Genomic DNA, 16,744 nt, shown 5'->3' on the forward strand with positions numbered 1-16,744 from the left:
ATATTAACGATGGTTGTTGTGTTTATACTTACTATTGTGCTTTCCGTTATATTTACCATTGTGCTTGCCATTATTTTTGTACTTGTTTTTATTAGGATGCTTCTTATCATATTTGTTGTGCTGCCCATTATTCGACCAACCAGTTCTATTTGAGCTAATAAGTCTAAGGCTGGGGTAAGCATACTTAAGCTCATAGTCTTGATTGTTTTTTCTAGCATAAGCAGTCAGGATGCGATCACCACGGTAGCTGTCAGAGCGAATATCCATAACTTGATAGCCTTGGCGGCGTAAGTTCTCACGCAGTTGTTGGCTAGCACGATTGTAATTCGCATTGTTATTGTTGTCACGATAGACAGGTCGATTGTCATAACCATAGCCTGGACCTGCCACGGTACAACCAACAGTAGTCCCTAATAGTGCAGCCACAAGGCCAGTAGATATCACTGTCTTAAATGAAAATAGCTTTTGAATATTCATAAATCCAATGTCCTATAATTTTGTCAAACGTCATACCACTATGAAGGCTAGCGAGTATTTAAAAGTACCTCGCATGTGATAAGTTTTGACACGATAATGTTGAGAAAGTATTTATACCGTTTGTTCTGGCCAAATAACTGTTTTCTTAAAAGATTCCATAATTTTTAGAAGCAATCATAAAATATGCAGAAATATTTTCTTACATTATTGATAATAAAGTACAAAGCTTTATATTACGTGTCGTTTGCGTTAATAAGTTGTAATTATCTTCAACAATAATAGTGTTGTAAGCATATGCTTACACACAATGACGCTTACGCGACTTAACATCAGATTAGGATCAGAGCATTATAGTCATACGGCATTAGGAAGTATGACTCAAGGATTGAGTTGACCGCATTAGGGATAATGATTTATTTAGTAGCATCAGGATGATAATACTAAGTGAAGTAAGGACATATAGCCTTTGCTGATAGCAGCAGTAATCGTTGCTAAGTATAGTAAAAAGGGCAGGATGCCCAGTATCACAATATACTGAAGAGTATGCAAGGATGCATAGGAAACAGTCGTGATAGGTAACATGGATGGTTAACAATAAAACCGCATAACAAGAGTGTTATGCGGTTTTATCGTGTCTGGGGTATGGACATACTCATCTATCTCCATAGAGTAGAGAATCTATAACCCCGTTGCTCACTCATACTTTTTTCCACAAAAAAACCGTATGAGCTGTCATACGGTCTTATTTTCTCGATTGCTAGTCAGATCATTATTTGTTCGCTTTAGTATCAGCGGTACAAGTCAGTATCAGCAATACAAATTAGTATTTGTTTTCGCGGCGCCAGTCATCGACTTCACGCTCTGCATCTTCTTTGGCATGACCATAACGCTCTTGTACACGGCCCACCAGTTTATCGCGGCTACCTTCAATGTGCGTCATATCGTCATCAGTTAACTCTGCCCACTTCTGTTTGACTGAACCCTTCATTTGGTTCCATTCGCCTTTCAAAGTATGTTCGTTCATTATTATATTCCTTCTATTATTGTGAGATTGATCATTAAGACAATTATTCCGTCTGTCTTTAATAATCGATTTACTTCGCAGCGTTTGCTCCAAGCCAGTAAAAACAAGCTAGCAAGTCAGCTGGTAACACCTAATATAGGCGTTCAAAATTGCGTTGTCTGTATAGGCAATGTTTAGAGTGTTACTTCATTATGGATAACTGCACATTTGTGTTATGGGCCACTCATTTGTGTAATAGTCAGCGTGTTTTGGCAATCATAAGCGTGTTTTGGCAAACATAATAGTCAAAAATGTTAATGAGTTTAAGAGTTATTAGCGAAATATTGACTGATTGGCTTGGGCGTTTATTTCTAATACTATTTTATTCTTCTTAGATTTGGCTGACTAAAAACTTGACTAAATATTTACTCATAGACTTAAGAGCAAAATGGCTATAAGCTTATAGTTGAAACAATACCGATTTTCAGAATGTCATAAAAAGCGATATTTTATAAATTACAATGTCTGACAAAGTTAGGATAAATCGACAGTGAATGCACTCAATACCCTCTCAGACACAGTGTCAAAAACCCCAGTGCAAACGACGCGTGAGCTGGCAAAAGCCAAAACGCGCCGTGCCTTGTTAAAAAGTGCGTTGCAGCTATATAGTTTGGAGGGCAGTTGCGGCTTGAGCATGAACAAAGTCGCAAAAGGCGCGAGTATCGCACAGCCAAGTTTTTATAATCATTTTGATAGCTTAGAGGCATTGCAAGTCGAATTGAGCGAGCAGCTAAAACACAATTATCTTTCTCCTATGCGTCTGGCTTGGATAAGCATGCTAAAGGATTATCCCACACTAACTGATGAGGAATTCCATCAGCGTTGCCAGCATTGTTTGACCATGATTTTTGATGCTGCGTTTCAAAACATTGACTTATTTCAACGTCTGATTGAAGACAGTCTTCGCTGTCATCTAAAAGAAAACTTGCCCTTATCCAATGAGAGCAACAGAAGTCATCGTTCAGTAGCTCAAGGGTTGGAAGGTTTGATCGGTGAGATAAAAGAGGAGTGGGTAGAGATATTCATTCAAGGACTGTCATCAGCCGATCGCTCGTTTAAGTGGTCTGAAGTGCATCTTTGTGTCGACATTGCGACGGCACAAGTGCATGAGCTGATATTGGGTTGTCATCAGGCGCGTTATTCAAGGCAACAAGCCATCAGTATGCTTTGCAGAAACTTTGATGCACTTTTTGGCAACTTTTCTCAAGAGGATTATAAGAATCTAGTGACCTATTAAGTGGTTCAGGTGGCTTAAGCGAAGACAGTTATAAAACGGAATTTATATCGGAGTAACTACCGAAAAACAATCACAGGGAGTGCAATCATGAGCAGTGAACAAGCTGAGACGACAAAACAAACTCATTTTCGAACCTGCAATTTATGCGAGGCGATGTGCGGGATTGTCATCGAACATAAGGGCGAAAAAATCTTATCGATTAAAGGGGATAAAGACGATCCTTTTTCGCAAGGTTATATCTGCCCAAAAGCCACTGCTTTACAAGATTTGCATGAAGACAGCGACCGTTTGCGCCAACCAGTAGAAAGGACAACCAATGGCTGGAAAGAGATCAGCTGGACTGATGCGTTGGATAAGGTGGCTGCTGGCATCGAATCAGTACAGCAAAAACATGGTAAAAATGCACTTGGTATCTATCTAGGCAATCCAAATGTCCATAACTTGGGCGGTATGTTAACGATTAAATATTTATTGACCAGTATCAAAACGCGCAGCCGCTTCTCCGCCACCTCCATCGACCAATTGCCACACCACATCGTGAGTTTGCATTTATTTGGGCATATGCTGCGTATTCCAGTACCCGATGTCAATCGTACCCAGTACATGCTCATCATTGGTGGTAATCCACTGGCGTCTAACGGCAGTATCATGACTGCACCAAACATGCGCCAAAAGTTAAAAGATATTAAAGCGCGCGACGGTAAGGTGGTCGTGATAGATCCAAGGCGAACAGAAACAGCAGATATTGCAAGTGAGCATCATTTCATTCGCCCAGCGACCGATGTTTTATTATTGTTGGCGATGTTGAATGAAATCTACGTACAAGGTTATGCCGAAAAAGCCCGTGCTAAGAATAATAGAGCTGCGGCATTAGCACCAGATATTGAGCGAGTTGCAGAGTTTGCCAAGGATTATAGCGCAGAGTCGGTTGCCAGTATTACAGGTATGGCTGCCACCGAAATCAAGCGTATGGTAAAAGAGTTTTGTGAGGCCGAAAGCGCTGTCTGCTATGGGCGCATGGGTGTCTCAGTGCAAGAGTTCGGGTTATTGAGTCAATATCTGATTATGATGATTAATATCGTCACAGGCCGATTGGATGAAGAAGGCGGGCTGATGTTCCCGCACCCTGCCGTCGATGTGGTCAATAATTCAGGCCCAGGTTACTTAGGTAAGCGCCATAGCAGAGTCAGTAAATTGCCTGACTTTAATGGCGATTATCCAGTCGTTACTATGGCGGAAGAGATGTTGGTGGAAGGCGAGGGACAATTAAAAGGATTTATGACAGTCGCTGGCAATCCAGTGCTCAGCACACCCAATGGCGAAAAATTAGACAAAGCCTTGGCAAACCTAGATTTTATGGTCTCATTGGATTATTTCGTTAATGAAACGAGTCGTCATGCCAATATTATCTTGCCACCCGTATCGCCACTAGAACGCGACCATTATGACCTTACCTTTAATGGTTTTGCCGTGCATAACGTGGCAAAGTACTCAAAAGCCCTATTTCGTAAGAAAAAAGAGGCCAAACACGACTGGCAAATTTATTTAGAGCTGGCCAAACGGCTAGACAAAAAACCTCCAATTGCGACCAAGGTTGAACGCTTGCTTATCAAAGTCTTGGGTCCAAATCTCTTACTTGATCAAGGATTAAGACGTGGGCCTTATAAAGGCTTAAACTTAAGGAAGCTTAAAAAGAATCCACATGGCATTGATTTAGGGCCACTTAAACAGATGCTTCCGCAAGCCTTGAAGCATAAAGACAAACAGATTCATCTGAATGTGGATTTTTATCAGGCAGACTTAGAGCGCGTACAAGAGATGATGCAGAACTATGATGATCAGCAAGTGTTATTGATAGGTCGTCGTCATGTACGCAGTAATAATTCGTGGTTGCACAACAGCCATCGACTGGTCAAAGGCAAGCCACGTTGTACTTTGATGCTTCATCCTGATACTGCCAAGGCATACGGTATTGAGGACGGTCAAGACGTAAAAGTAACCTCACGCGTTGGTAGCGTCATTATCGTAGCGGAAGTCACGGATGAGCTGATGCCTAACGTCGTGAGTATTCCTCATGGTTGGGGTCATGGTCGCAAAGGCGTGAAGCAAAAGATTGCACAAGCACATGCAGGCGTTAGTGTAAATGATCTGACAGATGATACGCTAATAGACTCTTTAAGTGGCAATGCAGCGGTCAATGGCGTTCCCGTACAATTAGAGGCCATTGCGCCAGAGAAGGCAAGTTTAGACGCTACTGATTTAGAAACGGCTAATCTAGAAATGAACGAGTCCGAGACTGAATCCAGCAGTGCAGCGTAAGATTTTGCTAGATTAGAATTATCTCGTTTGTATAATAAAAAGGCGCTTAACTATAATATTTTAGTTAAGCGCCTTTTTTTATGCGTCTATTCCCACAAAATCAAAATCGACCAATGGCGTCTCGCCCTGTATGAGCAAGCTGATGGCTTTTGCTGAACCACAAGCATGCGTCCAGCCAAGCGTACCATGACCAGTATTAAGCCACAAATTGTCAAAGGTGGCGCTTGCATTGTGACTGCCATGACGCACTTGACCCAGATGAGCGCGTCCAATTAATGGCACATTAGAAGGTGTCATGGGACGCAGCCCAGTCCAGTATTGCACAGAGCTTGCAACAATGCCTTTGGGAAATAACTGCTGCACGCGCTTAGTAATGGCTTCGCAGCGCACAGGGTTCAAATCCATATTGTAGCCATTAAATTCTGCCGTACCTGCCACCCGTAATTTATCGCCAAGGCGTGAGGTGACGAGTTTAAATTCATCATCGATCAGACTGACAAAAGGAGCGTGGTGCGGCGCGCGAGGATTGACCTGATAAGTGGCTGAATAGCCTTTTGCCGGAAAAATAGGCAAATGCATATCCAGTGGTTTCATCAGCGCCACACTATAGCTACCAAGCGCCAATACGTGGCTGTCAGCGCTAAAGGTTTGCGCATTTTGACCCTTAGGGCGAATGGTAATACTGTGCACGTGCGGACGACTTGCTTGCGTATCGGTATTGATAGCCAATATCTCAGTATCATATAAAAACCGTACGCCAGCTTGGGTGCAACGTTCAGCCAAACGCTGAGTAAACAGGTTTGCATTGCCTGACTCGTCACGGCTGGTATAGGTCGCACCAATAAGCTTATGGGCAATGGGGTAAAGTGCTGGCTCTAAGCTGACCGCATTATTGATGTCAATCACGTGCCGCTCACAGCCAAGCTCCTGCATGCGTTGCGTTGGGGCAATAGCCGCATCAAACTCAGCCTGATTGGTATAAAAATGCATGATACCGCGCGTTTGCTGCTCATAATTGATACCGATATCGGCGCGCAGCTGCTGCAAGGCATCGCGTGAATACAAACCCAAACGTACCATTTGTACCAAATTGGCATCGGCGCGGTCGGCGCGGCATTCCTGTAAAAACTGCAATGCCCATTTAAGCTGTGCCTTATCTGCACGCATGCGATATAGTAGTGGCGCATCTTCTTTAAACAGCCATTTTAGCGCTTTCATCGGCGTAGCAGGATTTGCCCAAGGCGTGGCATGTGAGACAGAAATCTGTCCACCATTGGCAAAGGAGGTCTGCATCCCTGCGGCAGATTCGCGCTCAATCACGGTCACATCATAACCTGCCTGCCGTAGATACCACGCGGTGGTCACGCCGACCACGCCTGCTCCGAGTACCGCAATATGTGTCATAGGACGCTCTGCTGCGTTTTAGTAAAGATACATTAAAAGACGCTTATCGTTTGGTTTCACTTGGGACGAGCGACATCGGCTTGTAGCGCAGGTGGTAAATCTAATACGGTCAGCTCACTCTCAGCAAGATGCTCTGAGCGAGCCACCACGAGCGCCTCGAAGCCCTCAGCTGTCGTCACTGTATTGACCACTTGGATTTTATCCAGCTTGTCACCTGCCGCTGGGGCAGTACCTGCACCTTTAACATAGTGCAAAAACGCCTTGGGCGCTGATTTAAAGTAAATACGGGCGATGACTTCTTGACCAAGATAGCAGCCTTTGTCGTAATCCATGCCGCCGCGCTGATGCAGACGCAGCTCTTGCGGCTGAAACTCACCTTGAGTGGCGGCTACTATCCAGTAATTACCGGTGGCGATACTGCATTGCATCCACGCTTTTGTATCGTCAGGCGTATTATGATCGTCCTTATGGCTAAAAGTCGGCATATCTGCCAGCACGCAAGGATAAATCGCGACCGGTTCACTGGTATCAAACTTAGAAAATGCGCCGAATTTTTTTAAATGGGCTTGTAGGGCAGCGGCGCAGTCGGCACTGATGACAACGTCATACTGTTTTTCTGCTTGTTTTTTAATCCAAATGCCAAACTCGATCCGACCTTTCAAATTACCGATGGCGGCCGCTTGATAGCTAAGGCCAAGCTTGGTGACATCGCAAGTTAACTGACCTTGTAGGAATTTTTCGGCGTCTTCACCTTGGATGGTTAATTGGGAAAATTGCGGTAGTACTGATGTATTTGAAGCAGGGGTCATTATTATTATCCTTCTAATAAAAGTTTATTCAGTAAAGATAGGGGTAGTAAAGTTCAATGATACAGTCATCTAAAAGTCAAAGAGACACAATTGAGATGAGAGCAAGGATAGATTTTTCGAAGCCTCTGGCGTGCGAAGCACACAGCACGCGAGAAAAATTTGTCCCAGCAGCACTGTCTTCTCTTTAAATTGAATCTATTATAAAAAACCAAATGCAGCTAAGAAGAGTACCACAAAACATGCTCTCATAAAAAATGTCATGGTTAAGGTCTAACTTGGGGACAGCGGTCAGTTTTCAATGTACAAATTGGTTAAAGGTGGCAAGTTACGGTACAATGTTTGCTCCACAATAAACCCAATTTATCATGGCTGCCGAGGAAACAATGAGCTTACCCAATTGCCCAAAATGTGATGCTGAATATACGTACGAAGACGGTGCGTTACTGGTATGTCCCATGTGCGCTCATGAGTGGACGGTGGCTGAGACAGATGCGGTTCAAGCCGAAGACCAAGATGCCGTCATTCGTGACGCTGTCGGTAACGAGCTACAAGACGGCGACGCGGTCACTGTGATTAAAGACTTAAAAGTCAAAGGCTCCTCGATTGTCATCAAAGTTGGTACCAAAGCAAAAAGTATCCGTTTGTTGCCAGACGCTTCTGATGGTCACGATATTGATTGTAAGCTTGACGGCTATGGCCCGATGAAGCTCAAATCCTCTGTGGTTAAAAAAGCCTAATACTTACTGTGGCTGTTGCAAAAATAGCCAAACGTGTCAGTAAGCTCGAACCAATGAGTGTAAATGTGATTGAAACCAAAAATTTAATCACCAGTATATAAACACGCATCGATATAGTTAATCCATTATAAAAATAAATACAGCGCTACTGAGATAAATTTTGCGTAGCCTCTGTCTGCGAAGGCACAGCAAGCAAGAAAAATTTGTTTCAGTAGCGCGTTGTAATAGGTATATCTTTTTTATTTAGGGCTAACTATATAAAATAGCAAAGACCTACAAGTAGAGAATAATTATGAGCACTAAAAACGAACAGTTATTTGCACAAGCTCGCAAGCATATTCCAGGTGGTGTCAATTCACCAGTTCGTGCTTTCGCTGGCGTGGGCGGTACACCTATCTTTATGCACCGTGCCAACGGTAGCAAAATTTATGACACCGAAGACAATGCATATATTGATTATGTGGGTTCGTGGGGGCCAATGATTTTGGGGCACGCGCATCCAAAGGTAATCGATGCTGTTAAAAAGGCGGCTGATGATGGTTTGAGCTTTGGTACACCAACGCCGTTTGAAACGACGGTTGCTGATAAAATCTGTGAGATTGTCCCGAGCGTTGAGATGATTCGTATGACAAGCTCGGGTACAGAGGCGACCATGAGCGCAATTCGTTTGGCGCGCGGTTATACTCAGCGTGACAAAATTGTTAAGTTTGAAGGTTGTTACCATGGTCATTCGGATAGCTTGCTGGTAAAAGCAGGATCAGGCATGCTTGATATTGGTGAGCCAACGTCGAAAGGCGTACCAGCAGATTTTGCCAAACACACTATTACTATTCCTTACAATGACCCACAAGCGATTAAAGACTGTTTTGCCAAATGGGGTGAAGAGATTGCTTGCGTTATCTTGGAGCCTATCGCGGGCAACATGAATATGGTCATCCCAACGCAAGAATTCCATGATACGTTGCGCGCCGAATGTACCGCAAATGGTGCTGTGCTTATCTTTGATGAGGTGATGACAGGTTTTCGTGTGGGACTTGGCGGTGCGCAAGCGCATTTCGGCATTGACCCCGATTTGACGTGCTTTGGCAAAATCATTGGCGCAGGCTTGCCAGTTGGCGCTTTTGGCGGCAAAAAAGAAGTTATGTCTTGTATCGCGCCACTGGGCGGCGTTTACCAAGCGGGGACATTGTCAGGTAACCCGCTGGCGATGCGCGCGGGTATTGCGATGTTTGAAGACTTAACGGTTGACGGTTTTTACGATGAGCTTTCTGCAAAAGTAGATCATCTAATCGGCGGTTTCCAAGCAGCTGCTGACAAACATGGCATCAACCTTCGCACCAATAAGCTGGGCGGCATGTTTGGTATGTTCTTTGTCAAAGACAGTGATACGGCTACGCCAAAGAACTTTGATGAAGTCACAGAGTGTGACATGGATGTGTTCAATACCTTCTTCCACGGCATGCTCGATCGCGGTATTTATTTGGCGCCGTCTGCTTATGAAGCAGGTTTTATGTCGATCAAGCATAGCGCAGAAGACATTGACGCATCGATTAAAGCGGCCGATGAAATTTTTGCAGAAATGGCAAATAAGTAATCGTTTAACGTTTGATACGCTTTAAATAAAAGCCAGCACCAGTAAATCTATTACGGTGCTGGCTTTTTTTGTGGCTATAGTCTATCCATTTTAAAAACGATATAGTGTGACTGGAATGAATTTTTCGTAGCCTCTGTATTAGCAGTCCGCAAGGAAAATGTATACCAGTCGCACGTGGCTATTGACGTATCGATGTTATTTTAAAATACCTCCATGATAAATAGTAGCTGTGATGACAATAGTGATATGAAATAAAGAATCAATAGGTTTTTCTGGCTTTGTCATACTTACGATCTTTTAAGCTTAAATTGCCGCGCAGTACATCGCCATACATACGAAAGTCGCTGGCAAAGCTCTTTAACGGAAACTTAAAAGAAGCTGGCTTGTTTTTTTCAAAGAAGAAATGACCGACCCAAGCACAAGCATATCCAGCGGCAATGCCTTTAAGTAAGGGTTTTGGCGAACGGTCTTTGACAGACTTTGCCAAACCTAATAAGCCAAAGCTACTGCCAGCAAAATGCAGACGACGGCAAGCCATGTTTTGATGCTCATCTAAGTAAAAGTCGTAAAATTTTTGTTCGGTTAGCGGCTTGGTTTTTGTGACATCCTTACTACTGTTTGCAGTAGCTTGATGGTCAGCGATTTTGGTCTGGTTTTTTGTATCAATATGAGTCATTTTTAGCGTCCTTGCTAATCGTTTATTGTATGTCAATCGGAAAACAGTCGAGTACAGATTTTAATACGTATAATGACAGTTTTTCCTTAATCCACGTTTATAATCCTTAATCTACATTAATAAATAGGCAGTAAGTTACTGTTATCTATTATAATGTTGCTGACTTCAAATGTAGCAAACCAATATGGTTAATACAAGTACGAGATATGAAGCATACGTCTATGATTTTATTGAAGATGCGTTTGTGTTTGTACTCGGGTTTTGTGTCACTTGCCAGTTTTTGGCATAAATGCTTTAATGGTGACCACTGCATCGGCCAGCGTAAATATCATGTTTTGCGCCCCATGTAATTACGCTGTCCATTAATTGTTCAATGTTAATCTTTCTCTTTCCTATTTATCTAACATGGTAACGATCTCTCTTATGCCTACTGACTACCTTACAAACCCACCACTCACCGATGATGAGATGATGGCAGCCATTGATATTGGTTCTAACAGTTTTCATTTAGCCATTGCTCGTCTCGACCATGGAGAGGTAAGAAAAGTAGTCTCTATGTCTGAAAAGGTTCAGCTTGCTGCTGGGCTAGACGAAAATAATATTTTGAGCGCGGCTGCTGAAAAGCGAGGGCTTGAATGCTTGAGTCGTTTTGTTGCGCGCTTGGATTCAGTGCCGCCAGAACGTCTGCGTGTGGTTGCGACGAACGCGTTACGCCAAGCCAAAAATGCCAACGACTTTATCAGCCGTGCCAATAAAATTTTGCCAAAGCCCATTGAGATTATTGCGGGACGTGAAGAGGCGCGATTGATTTATTTGGGCGTATCGCATACCAACGCCAGTAGTGACAAACGCTTGGTCATCGATATTGGCGGTGGTTCGACAGAGTTTATTATCGGTCAAGAGTTTGATCCGCTGTTGACTGAAAGTTTGCAGATGGGCTGCGTCGCCTTTACACAAAAGTATTTTTCTGACGGTCTGATCACCAAAGAAGCCTTTAATAATGCTATTTCAGGCGCGCGCAAAGAAGTGCTTGCGATTAATGGCCGCTACCAAAAAACAGGCTGGAGTAGTGTGGTTGGCTCTAGTGGTACAATCAAAGCGGTACGCAATGTCCTTGTCTCAAAAGGCTGGGCCGATGAGCAAGAGTGCATCACTTATAAAGGTGTCAAAAACCTTGAAAAACTACTGATTAAAACTGGTAATGTGGATGACATCGACTTAGAAGGCGTGAAAGAACACCGCAAAGCAATTTTTCCAGCGGGCGTAGCGGTATTGCGTGCTGTGATGCAAGTACTGGGTATTGATACTATTAGTTACTCGGATGGCGCGCTGCGTGAAGGCGTCATGTACGACATGCTCGGCCGCTTTGCGAGCGAAGATGTGCGTGACCGTAGTGTGCTGGCGCTGATTAAGCGTTATTCAGGTGACAAAAAACAAGCCAAACAAGTGGTAAAAACCAGTCGTTATCTATTTGAGCAAGTAAAAGCCAGACTGCTTCTTAGTAATGAAGACGGTGATTTGCTCAGACGTGCAGCGTTTTTGCACGAAATAGGGCTTGCGATCAGTCACAGCAGCTACCACAAGCACAGTGCTTATCTGCTTGAGTATTCGGACATTCCAGGGTTTTCCCAAGTTGACCAAAAACGCATGGCACAGCTCATGCTCAACCATCGTCGTAAGCTCAAGGCCGATATGTTAGAGCAGACCTGTAGTATTGGCGGCGATCAGCTCGTTTATCTATGTTTATTACTGCGTCTGGCCGTATTGGCGCACCATAGCCGCAGCGATCAAGAACTACCAGAATTAAAATTAGAAATTATTGATGACAACTGCTGGCAAATCACTGTGGCAGATAGTAGTGAGCACTATGCGTTCTTGTTGCCAGACCTTTATACTGAAATCGATCAGTTCGCCAAATGGGGCGTGACGCTAAACGTTGTCGCTGCTTAAAGCATTTTGAAGTTACTATTGTGATGATTGCGTTAAAGATTAACGTAACAAAAGCTGCTTTGTCGGTAATGTCATGCCATATAAGATGTGCTACTATAGCTTGTATTGAGTTTACAACTGTACTTTCATTATCTGAAAACCAACATTATCTGAAAATCGATAACGATGACATTATTGAGTATAATTATTAAAGGGAAGCGTCTATGAGCACTGTCTGGGATAGTGTGCAGCTTGCACGACATGCCAAGCGTCCATTATTTATGGACTATGTTAATCAGCTATTTACCGAATTTGATGAGTTGCATGGCGACCGTGCTTATGCCGATGATAAAGCCATTTTGGGCGGACTGGCGCGCTTCGACGGCAAGCCTGTCATGGTCATTGGTCAGCATCGCGGTCGTAGCACTCGCGAGCGTATCGCTCATAACTTCGGTATGGCTAACCCCGAAGGCTATCGCAAAGTCATTCGTTTGGTCAAAATGGCTGAACGTTTTGATATTCCGGTCATGACCTTTGTGGATACCCAAGGTGCCTATCCCGGTATTGGTGCTGAAGAACGCGGGCAAGCGCAGGCAATTGCAGAGAGTATCGCAGTATTTTCAAGCTTAAAAGTACCGGTCATCGTGACCATTATTGGCGAAGGTGGCTCAGGTGGCGCGTTGGCAATTGGGGTAGGTGACAAAGTAAATATGCTGCAAAACAGTATTTATTCGGTCATCTCGCCTGAAGGCTGTGCGTCCATCCTATGGAAAACGGCTGAAAAAGCGCAAGATGCCAGTGAAGCATTAAAATTAAATGCGATCAACTTGTATCAAATGGGATTGATTGATGCCGTCATCGAAGAAGGGGAAGGCGCTCATATCCAGCCGCAGCCTGTGATGAATGCGTTGAAAGCACTTATCGCTGAGCAATTGGATGAGATTAAAGACTTGGACGCACAAAAGCGTTGCGAGCTACGCTATGAGAAGCTGAAGTCATTTAACTCAGAAGTGATGTTGCCTTGCTAATTGGTAAACGCGCCAGCGATCTAATCGGGCGCTGATTCAATATTGAAATTTAGCACTAAGTCTTTAACGATTGGTTTTTCATATTGATTACCTACTCTTGATGTTAAAATAAAAACGTGTCGTTGAATGGCGCGTTTTTTTTGTGTCTACAAAACAGTATTCTAGAAGCGTTCAGGCCATTAGCGCTATGTCATTTTCAAAGTCAATCAACTATCATTCACATAATCTCCAAAAAATTAAGGCTGATTATGACCAGTAGCGCCATCATTCCGTATTCTATTGAACCAGTAGCATCACTGCCAACGGATAATAATTTGGCAGAAGCCTTATTGGGTAGTATGGCTGAGTACGGTAGTCAGTTACACGGTCGCCGCATTTGGCTGGCTTGCAGTGGGGGCCGAGATTCATTGGCACTCGCAGCGTTATGTGTGCAGCTTTATTATCAAGGACGATTGCCATTTTTACCGCAGCTTCTACACGTGGATCATGGTCTACAAGCGGACAGTCGTCAGTGGGCCGCGCACGTGGCAAATTGGGCGCGCACGCAGCAGATTCCCTGCCATATTTTACATGCGAAAGTGAGCGGTCATAATGAGCAAGCCGCGCGCCAAGCACGCTATGACGTCATGCGTGCGCACATGAATCAAAACGATGTGTTGCTATTGGCACACCATGCCGATGACCAAGCGGAAACGATATTGATGCGGCTGATTCAAGGAGCAGGTGTCAATGGTTTGTCAGGGATGCAGCCTTGGAGAATACAAACACAAGGTACGCATCGCATTGTGTTATGGCGACCTTGGCTTACTATACAACGCGCCAATATCAGCGCCTATGCCAAACGTTTAAAACTGTCTTATATCGATGACCCGACCAATAAATCAGGCGACAATGTCCGTAGTGGACTGCGACGAGACATCATGCCAGCATTGATGAAATACAATCCAAACGTCATTGATAACATCACTCGTAGTGCGCAGTTGTTGACCGATGCAGAAGTAACTGTTCGAACCCAAGCGGCACAGGACATGCAGCAAGTGGCTATCCATTCGTTGCAATTATTGCCTGCACAGCGAGTACTTGATATTGATAAGTTAAAAGCGCTGCCTGAGTATCGTCAACGACAACTACTGCACTACTGGCTAGGCCAAGATGAGCCATTACCGCCTGCTAAGCAACTGATCGATGATGTATTAGGCCTCAGTCAACGCAAAGATCATGACCATCAAACGGCGCTATTTTGGCAAGGTCGTAAGCATTCCTATACTATTCGCCGTTATCGTCAACAGCTTTATCGTTTAAGCACTGAATGGTTAGCGTGGCTTAATACGCCACTTACCGATCAAATTGGCTTATTTGACTGTGAGTCATTAGGCACTGCCTCTACAGCCGTTACCTTACGCACGAATAAAGATTTTGTTTGGCAATTACATATTAGACTACAATCATTGGCGTCGCTTTTGGACATGCATAAGGTTGAGAAAACACACAAGACCATATTAAAAATAACGCCGCTAGATCGTCAACAGCGTCTCAACACGGCGCTTTCTACGCGCCCGCAATCTGGAAAGAAATTATTCCAAACGTTGGGTATTCCTTTTTGGTTGCGTGGTAGTTTGGTTGTGGTGAGTGTTGCGTCCATCCATCATGAGAGAGAGTTACCATTATTATTGGTATCGCCATTTGAACGTTGGGTGCTAAAGATAGATGAATCACTGATAAATCCGATAAATCTTTCGGATATCTTAGACAGAGTGGTTATAGATGCTCTAAACGTTAATATCACTTAAACGACTCAATAAATTAGGGCAGCAAAGCATCAGTATTTCTTACCATTTTGACATCAGTTATTTGAGTACCTTTGTAGTTTTCTTTATTATTTTCTCCAGTGTATACAAAGCCGAATTTCTCATAAAAATGAATAGCAGCTATATTAGCTTCTAATACCCATAAGTAAAAAGAAGTATTGATATTAGATTCTAAGATTGCCTGCAACGATGTTCTCACTAATTTAGTGCCTATGCCTAGACCTTGATATTCAGGTAAGACATATAACGTTGTGATTTCATAACATTTACTGTTGTTAAAATACCCAATAAATCCTAAATTATTATGATTTGCATCATATGCTATCCAAATAATGACATCAGGATGTGCAATCACCTCCTGCCACATTTTTATTTTTTCAAATAGATTATTTTGACTTTCGACATAAGATTTGGGTAGTAGATCTAAGTAGGCAGCATGCCAGCTTTTGAAGTGGATGCTAGCAATATCTTTAAAATCTTCTAGATCGGCTTTACGAATGAAAAACATACTTCTCCTGACACTCTATTCTGTTTGCGCTCTATATTAATTTAACAGTTAAAATGGGCAATAGTCGATTTTAATTCAGTGTCTTAACGAAGTTTGTAGTAGGTCTAGATGATATTAATTTCTCAAACGGCGATAGTGGCAGTATGATAAACTGAGTGTCATTTTATCTAGCGTTATGTTAGTTTAAATGCCTTTGAATTTTGTAAGCAGGAGACAAGTATGTCAGTATTAGATCATAAGAAAATTAGCTTCATTGGCGGCGGAAACATGGCGCAGGCTTTGATTAGCGGGCTGATTGGCTGCGGTATTCAACCGAATCTAATCACAGTTGCTGATCCCAATATCCATGTACGTGAACAACTGACTGCCAAAGGGTTAAACACTGTCGATCCTGCTACTGATTCAAAAGCAGCTGTTGTTGATGCTGATATTGTTGTACTGGCAGTAAAGCCGCAAGTTATGAAAGCCGTCGTTGGCGCTTTCGCTGATGTATTGGACAAGCAACTCGTCATCTCAGTAGCGGCAGGTTTATCGACCAAGCTTTTATCTGATATGTTGCATGGTTATCGTAATATCGTGCGTGCGATGCCGAATACCCCTGCTATGATCCAGATGGGTGCTACCGGTCTTTATGGGACCGAGGACATTTCTGATGAACAAAAGCAATTGGCAACCGCCATGATGGAAGCCTCAGGATTGGTCATGTGGGTTGAGAATGAAACGCACATGCATGCCGTCACTGCAGTCTCAGGTTCCGCGCCTGCCTACATGTTTTACATTATTGAATCGATGGTCGATGGGGCAGTTGCTCTAGGGCTAGACAAAGAGCAGGCATCAGCACTTGCGATGCAAACCATGCTAGGTGCTGCAAAAATGGCGATGGACAGCGAGGACGCGCCTGCTGAATTACGTCGCAAAGTGACATCACCAAATGGAACGACTCAAGCTGCAATTGAGTCGATGCAAGACAACGATATTGGTCGTCAAATTGGTGAAGCCATGCAGGCTTGCTATGATCGCAGCCAAGCCTTGAGCAAAGAGATGAGTCAATAATCGTCTCTATATTGTTGTAATGTGCGTCATTTTCTAAAAGTTAATGAGGCACTTGAGTGGTAATACTAAGCCTCTGATAATGACAGTCGTCATTCTAGAACC

General features: G+C 43.5%; 14 protein-coding genes. 8 read left to right on the forward strand and 6 right to left on the reverse strand.

The window, feature by feature from the left end:
* Window positions 1-3 precede the first annotated feature (3 nt).
* Both ACT3TH_RS05575 and ACT3TH_RS05580 read right to left on the reverse strand, forming a co-directional pair.
* Window positions 4-477 (reverse strand): hypothetical protein, encoded by a 474-nt coding sequence (locus ACT3TH_RS05575; RefSeq protein ID WP_444754862.1) that lies wholly within the window; start codon window positions 475-477, stop codon window positions 4-6.
* A gap of 820 nt (window positions 478-1,297) precedes the next feature.
* Window positions 1,298-1,501, reverse strand: a complete 204-nt coding sequence (locus ACT3TH_RS05580; protein ID WP_444754863.1) for a CsbD family protein — start codon at window positions 1,499-1,501, stop codon at window positions 1,298-1,300.
* Between the two features lie 529 nt (window positions 1,502-2,030).
* Between ACT3TH_RS05580 and ACT3TH_RS05585 the strand changes: the two genes are divergently transcribed.
* Both ACT3TH_RS05585 and ACT3TH_RS05590 read left to right on the forward strand, forming a co-directional pair.
* Window positions 2,031-2,777, forward strand: a complete 747-nt coding sequence (locus ACT3TH_RS05585) for a TetR/AcrR family transcriptional regulator (RefSeq protein ID WP_444754864.1) — start codon at window positions 2,031-2,033, stop codon at window positions 2,775-2,777.
* Window positions 2,778-2,864: 87 nt separating this feature from the next.
* Entirely contained in the window at window positions 2,865-5,096 is a 2,232-nt protein-coding gene (locus tag ACT3TH_RS05590; protein WP_444754865.1) for a molybdopterin oxidoreductase family protein, read from the forward strand.
* 78 nt (window positions 5,097-5,174) lie between these two features.
* Here the strand turns inward: ACT3TH_RS05590 and ACT3TH_RS05595 are convergent, their stop codons facing one another.
* A complete protein-coding gene (locus ACT3TH_RS05595; protein ID WP_444754866.1) occupies window positions 5,175-6,500 on the reverse strand; it encodes a D-amino acid dehydrogenase in 1,326 nt (441 codons plus the stop codon).
* A 56-nt stretch (window positions 6,501-6,556) separates the two neighbouring features.
* Entirely contained in the window at window positions 6,557-7,309 is a 753-nt protein-coding gene (gene ygfZ, locus ACT3TH_RS05600) for a CAF17-like 4Fe-4S cluster assembly/insertion protein YgfZ (protein ID WP_444754867.1), read from the reverse strand.
* 383 nt (window positions 7,310-7,692) lie between these two features.
* Here ygfZ and ACT3TH_RS05605 point away from each other — a divergent pair, with 383 nt between their 5' ends.
* Both ACT3TH_RS05605 and hemL read left to right on the forward strand, forming a co-directional pair.
* Window positions 7,693-8,046: a zinc ribbon domain-containing protein YjdM gene (locus ACT3TH_RS05605; protein ID WP_444754868.1), complete on the forward strand. Its 354-nt coding sequence runs from the start codon at window positions 7,693-7,695 to the stop codon at window positions 8,044-8,046.
* A gap of 292 nt (window positions 8,047-8,338) precedes the next feature.
* Window positions 8,339-9,640, forward strand: a complete 1,302-nt coding sequence (gene hemL, locus ACT3TH_RS05610) for a glutamate-1-semialdehyde 2,1-aminomutase (protein ID WP_444754869.1) — start codon at window positions 8,339-8,341, stop codon at window positions 9,638-9,640.
* A gap of 259 nt (window positions 9,641-9,899) precedes the next feature.
* Here the strand turns inward: hemL and ACT3TH_RS05615 are convergent, their stop codons facing one another.
* Entirely contained in the window at window positions 9,900-10,316 is a 417-nt protein-coding gene (locus ACT3TH_RS05615; protein WP_444754870.1) for an Mpo1-like protein, read from the reverse strand.
* 423 nt (window positions 10,317-10,739) lie between these two features.
* Between ACT3TH_RS05615 and ppx the strand changes: the two genes are divergently transcribed.
* The 3 genes from ppx (at window position 10,740) to tilS (ending at window position 15,063) form a co-directional block, all read left to right on the forward strand.
* Window positions 10,740-12,266 carry an exopolyphosphatase gene (gene ppx / locus ACT3TH_RS05620; RefSeq protein WP_444754871.1) on the forward strand — a complete coding sequence of 509 codons (1,527 nt, stop codon included), beginning with the start codon at window positions 10,740-10,742 and terminating at the stop codon, window positions 12,264-12,266.
* Window positions 12,267-12,469: 203 nt separating this feature from the next.
* Window positions 12,470-13,273, forward strand: coding sequence for an acetyl-CoA carboxylase carboxyltransferase subunit alpha (locus ACT3TH_RS05625; protein ID WP_444754872.1), 804 nt, complete (start codon window positions 12,470-12,472; stop codon window positions 13,271-13,273).
* Between the two features lie 248 nt (window positions 13,274-13,521).
* Window positions 13,522-15,063, forward strand: coding sequence for a tRNA lysidine(34) synthetase TilS (gene tilS / locus ACT3TH_RS05630; protein WP_444754873.1), 1,542 nt, complete (start codon window positions 13,522-13,524; stop codon window positions 15,061-15,063).
* A 13-nt stretch (window positions 15,064-15,076) separates the two neighbouring features.
* Here the strand turns inward: tilS and ACT3TH_RS05635 are convergent, their stop codons facing one another.
* Entirely contained in the window at window positions 15,077-15,589 is a 513-nt protein-coding gene (locus ACT3TH_RS05635; RefSeq protein WP_444754874.1) for a GNAT family N-acetyltransferase, read from the reverse strand.
* A gap of 219 nt (window positions 15,590-15,808) precedes the next feature.
* Between ACT3TH_RS05635 and proC the strand changes: the two genes are divergently transcribed.
* Entirely contained in the window at window positions 15,809-16,642 is an 834-nt protein-coding gene (gene proC, locus ACT3TH_RS05640; RefSeq protein ID WP_444754875.1) for a pyrroline-5-carboxylate reductase, read from the forward strand.
* The last annotated feature ends 102 nt before the right edge of the window (window positions 16,643-16,744 follow it).

The sequence above is a fragment of the Psychrobacter sp. AOP22-C1-C5 genome, from assembly GCF_052378885.1.
Taxonomy (GTDB): Bacteria; Pseudomonadota; Gammaproteobacteria; order Pseudomonadales; family Moraxellaceae; genus Psychrobacter.

What these genes read in the sequence shown, in the direction of transcription:
- ACT3TH_RS05575 (WP_444754862.1), bottom strand. Translation starts at nt 477, where the DNA reads ATGAATATTCAAAAGCTATTTTCATTTAAGACAGTGATATCTACTGGC.
- ACT3TH_RS05580 (WP_444754863.1), bottom strand. Translation starts at nt 1,501, where the DNA reads ATGAACGAACATACTTTGAAAGGCGAATGGAACCAAATGAAGGGTTCA.
- ACT3TH_RS05590 (WP_444754865.1), top strand. Translation starts at nt 2,865, where the DNA reads ATGAGCAGTGAACAAGCTGAGACGACAAAACAAACTCATTTTCGAACC.
- ACT3TH_RS05595 (WP_444754866.1), bottom strand. Translation starts at nt 6,500, where the DNA reads ATGACACATATTGCGGTACTCGGAGCAGGCGTGGTCGGCGTGACCACC.
- ygfZ (WP_444754867.1), bottom strand. Translation starts at nt 7,309, where the DNA reads ATGACCCCTGCTTCAAATACATCAGTACTACCGCAATTTTCCCAATTA.
- ACT3TH_RS05605 (WP_444754868.1), top strand. Translation starts at nt 7,693, where the DNA reads ATGAGCTTACCCAATTGCCCAAAATGTGATGCTGAATATACGTACGAA.
- hemL (WP_444754869.1), top strand. Translation starts at nt 8,339, where the DNA reads ATGAGCACTAAAAACGAACAGTTATTTGCACAAGCTCGCAAGCATATT.
- ACT3TH_RS05615 (WP_444754870.1), bottom strand. Translation starts at nt 10,316, where the DNA reads ATGACTCATATTGATACAAAAAACCAGACCAAAATCGCTGACCATCAA.
- ppx (WP_444754871.1), top strand. Translation starts at nt 10,740, where the DNA reads ATGCCTACTGACTACCTTACAAACCCACCACTCACCGATGATGAGATG.
- ACT3TH_RS05625 (WP_444754872.1), top strand. Translation starts at nt 12,470, where the DNA reads ATGAGCACTGTCTGGGATAGTGTGCAGCTTGCACGACATGCCAAGCGT.
- tilS (WP_444754873.1), top strand. Translation starts at nt 13,522, where the DNA reads ATGACCAGTAGCGCCATCATTCCGTATTCTATTGAACCAGTAGCATCA.
- ACT3TH_RS05635 (WP_444754874.1), bottom strand. Translation starts at nt 15,589, where the DNA reads ATGTTTTTCATTCGTAAAGCCGATCTAGAAGATTTTAAAGATATTGCT.
- proC (WP_444754875.1), top strand. Translation starts at nt 15,809, where the DNA reads ATGTCAGTATTAGATCATAAGAAAATTAGCTTCATTGGCGGCGGAAAC.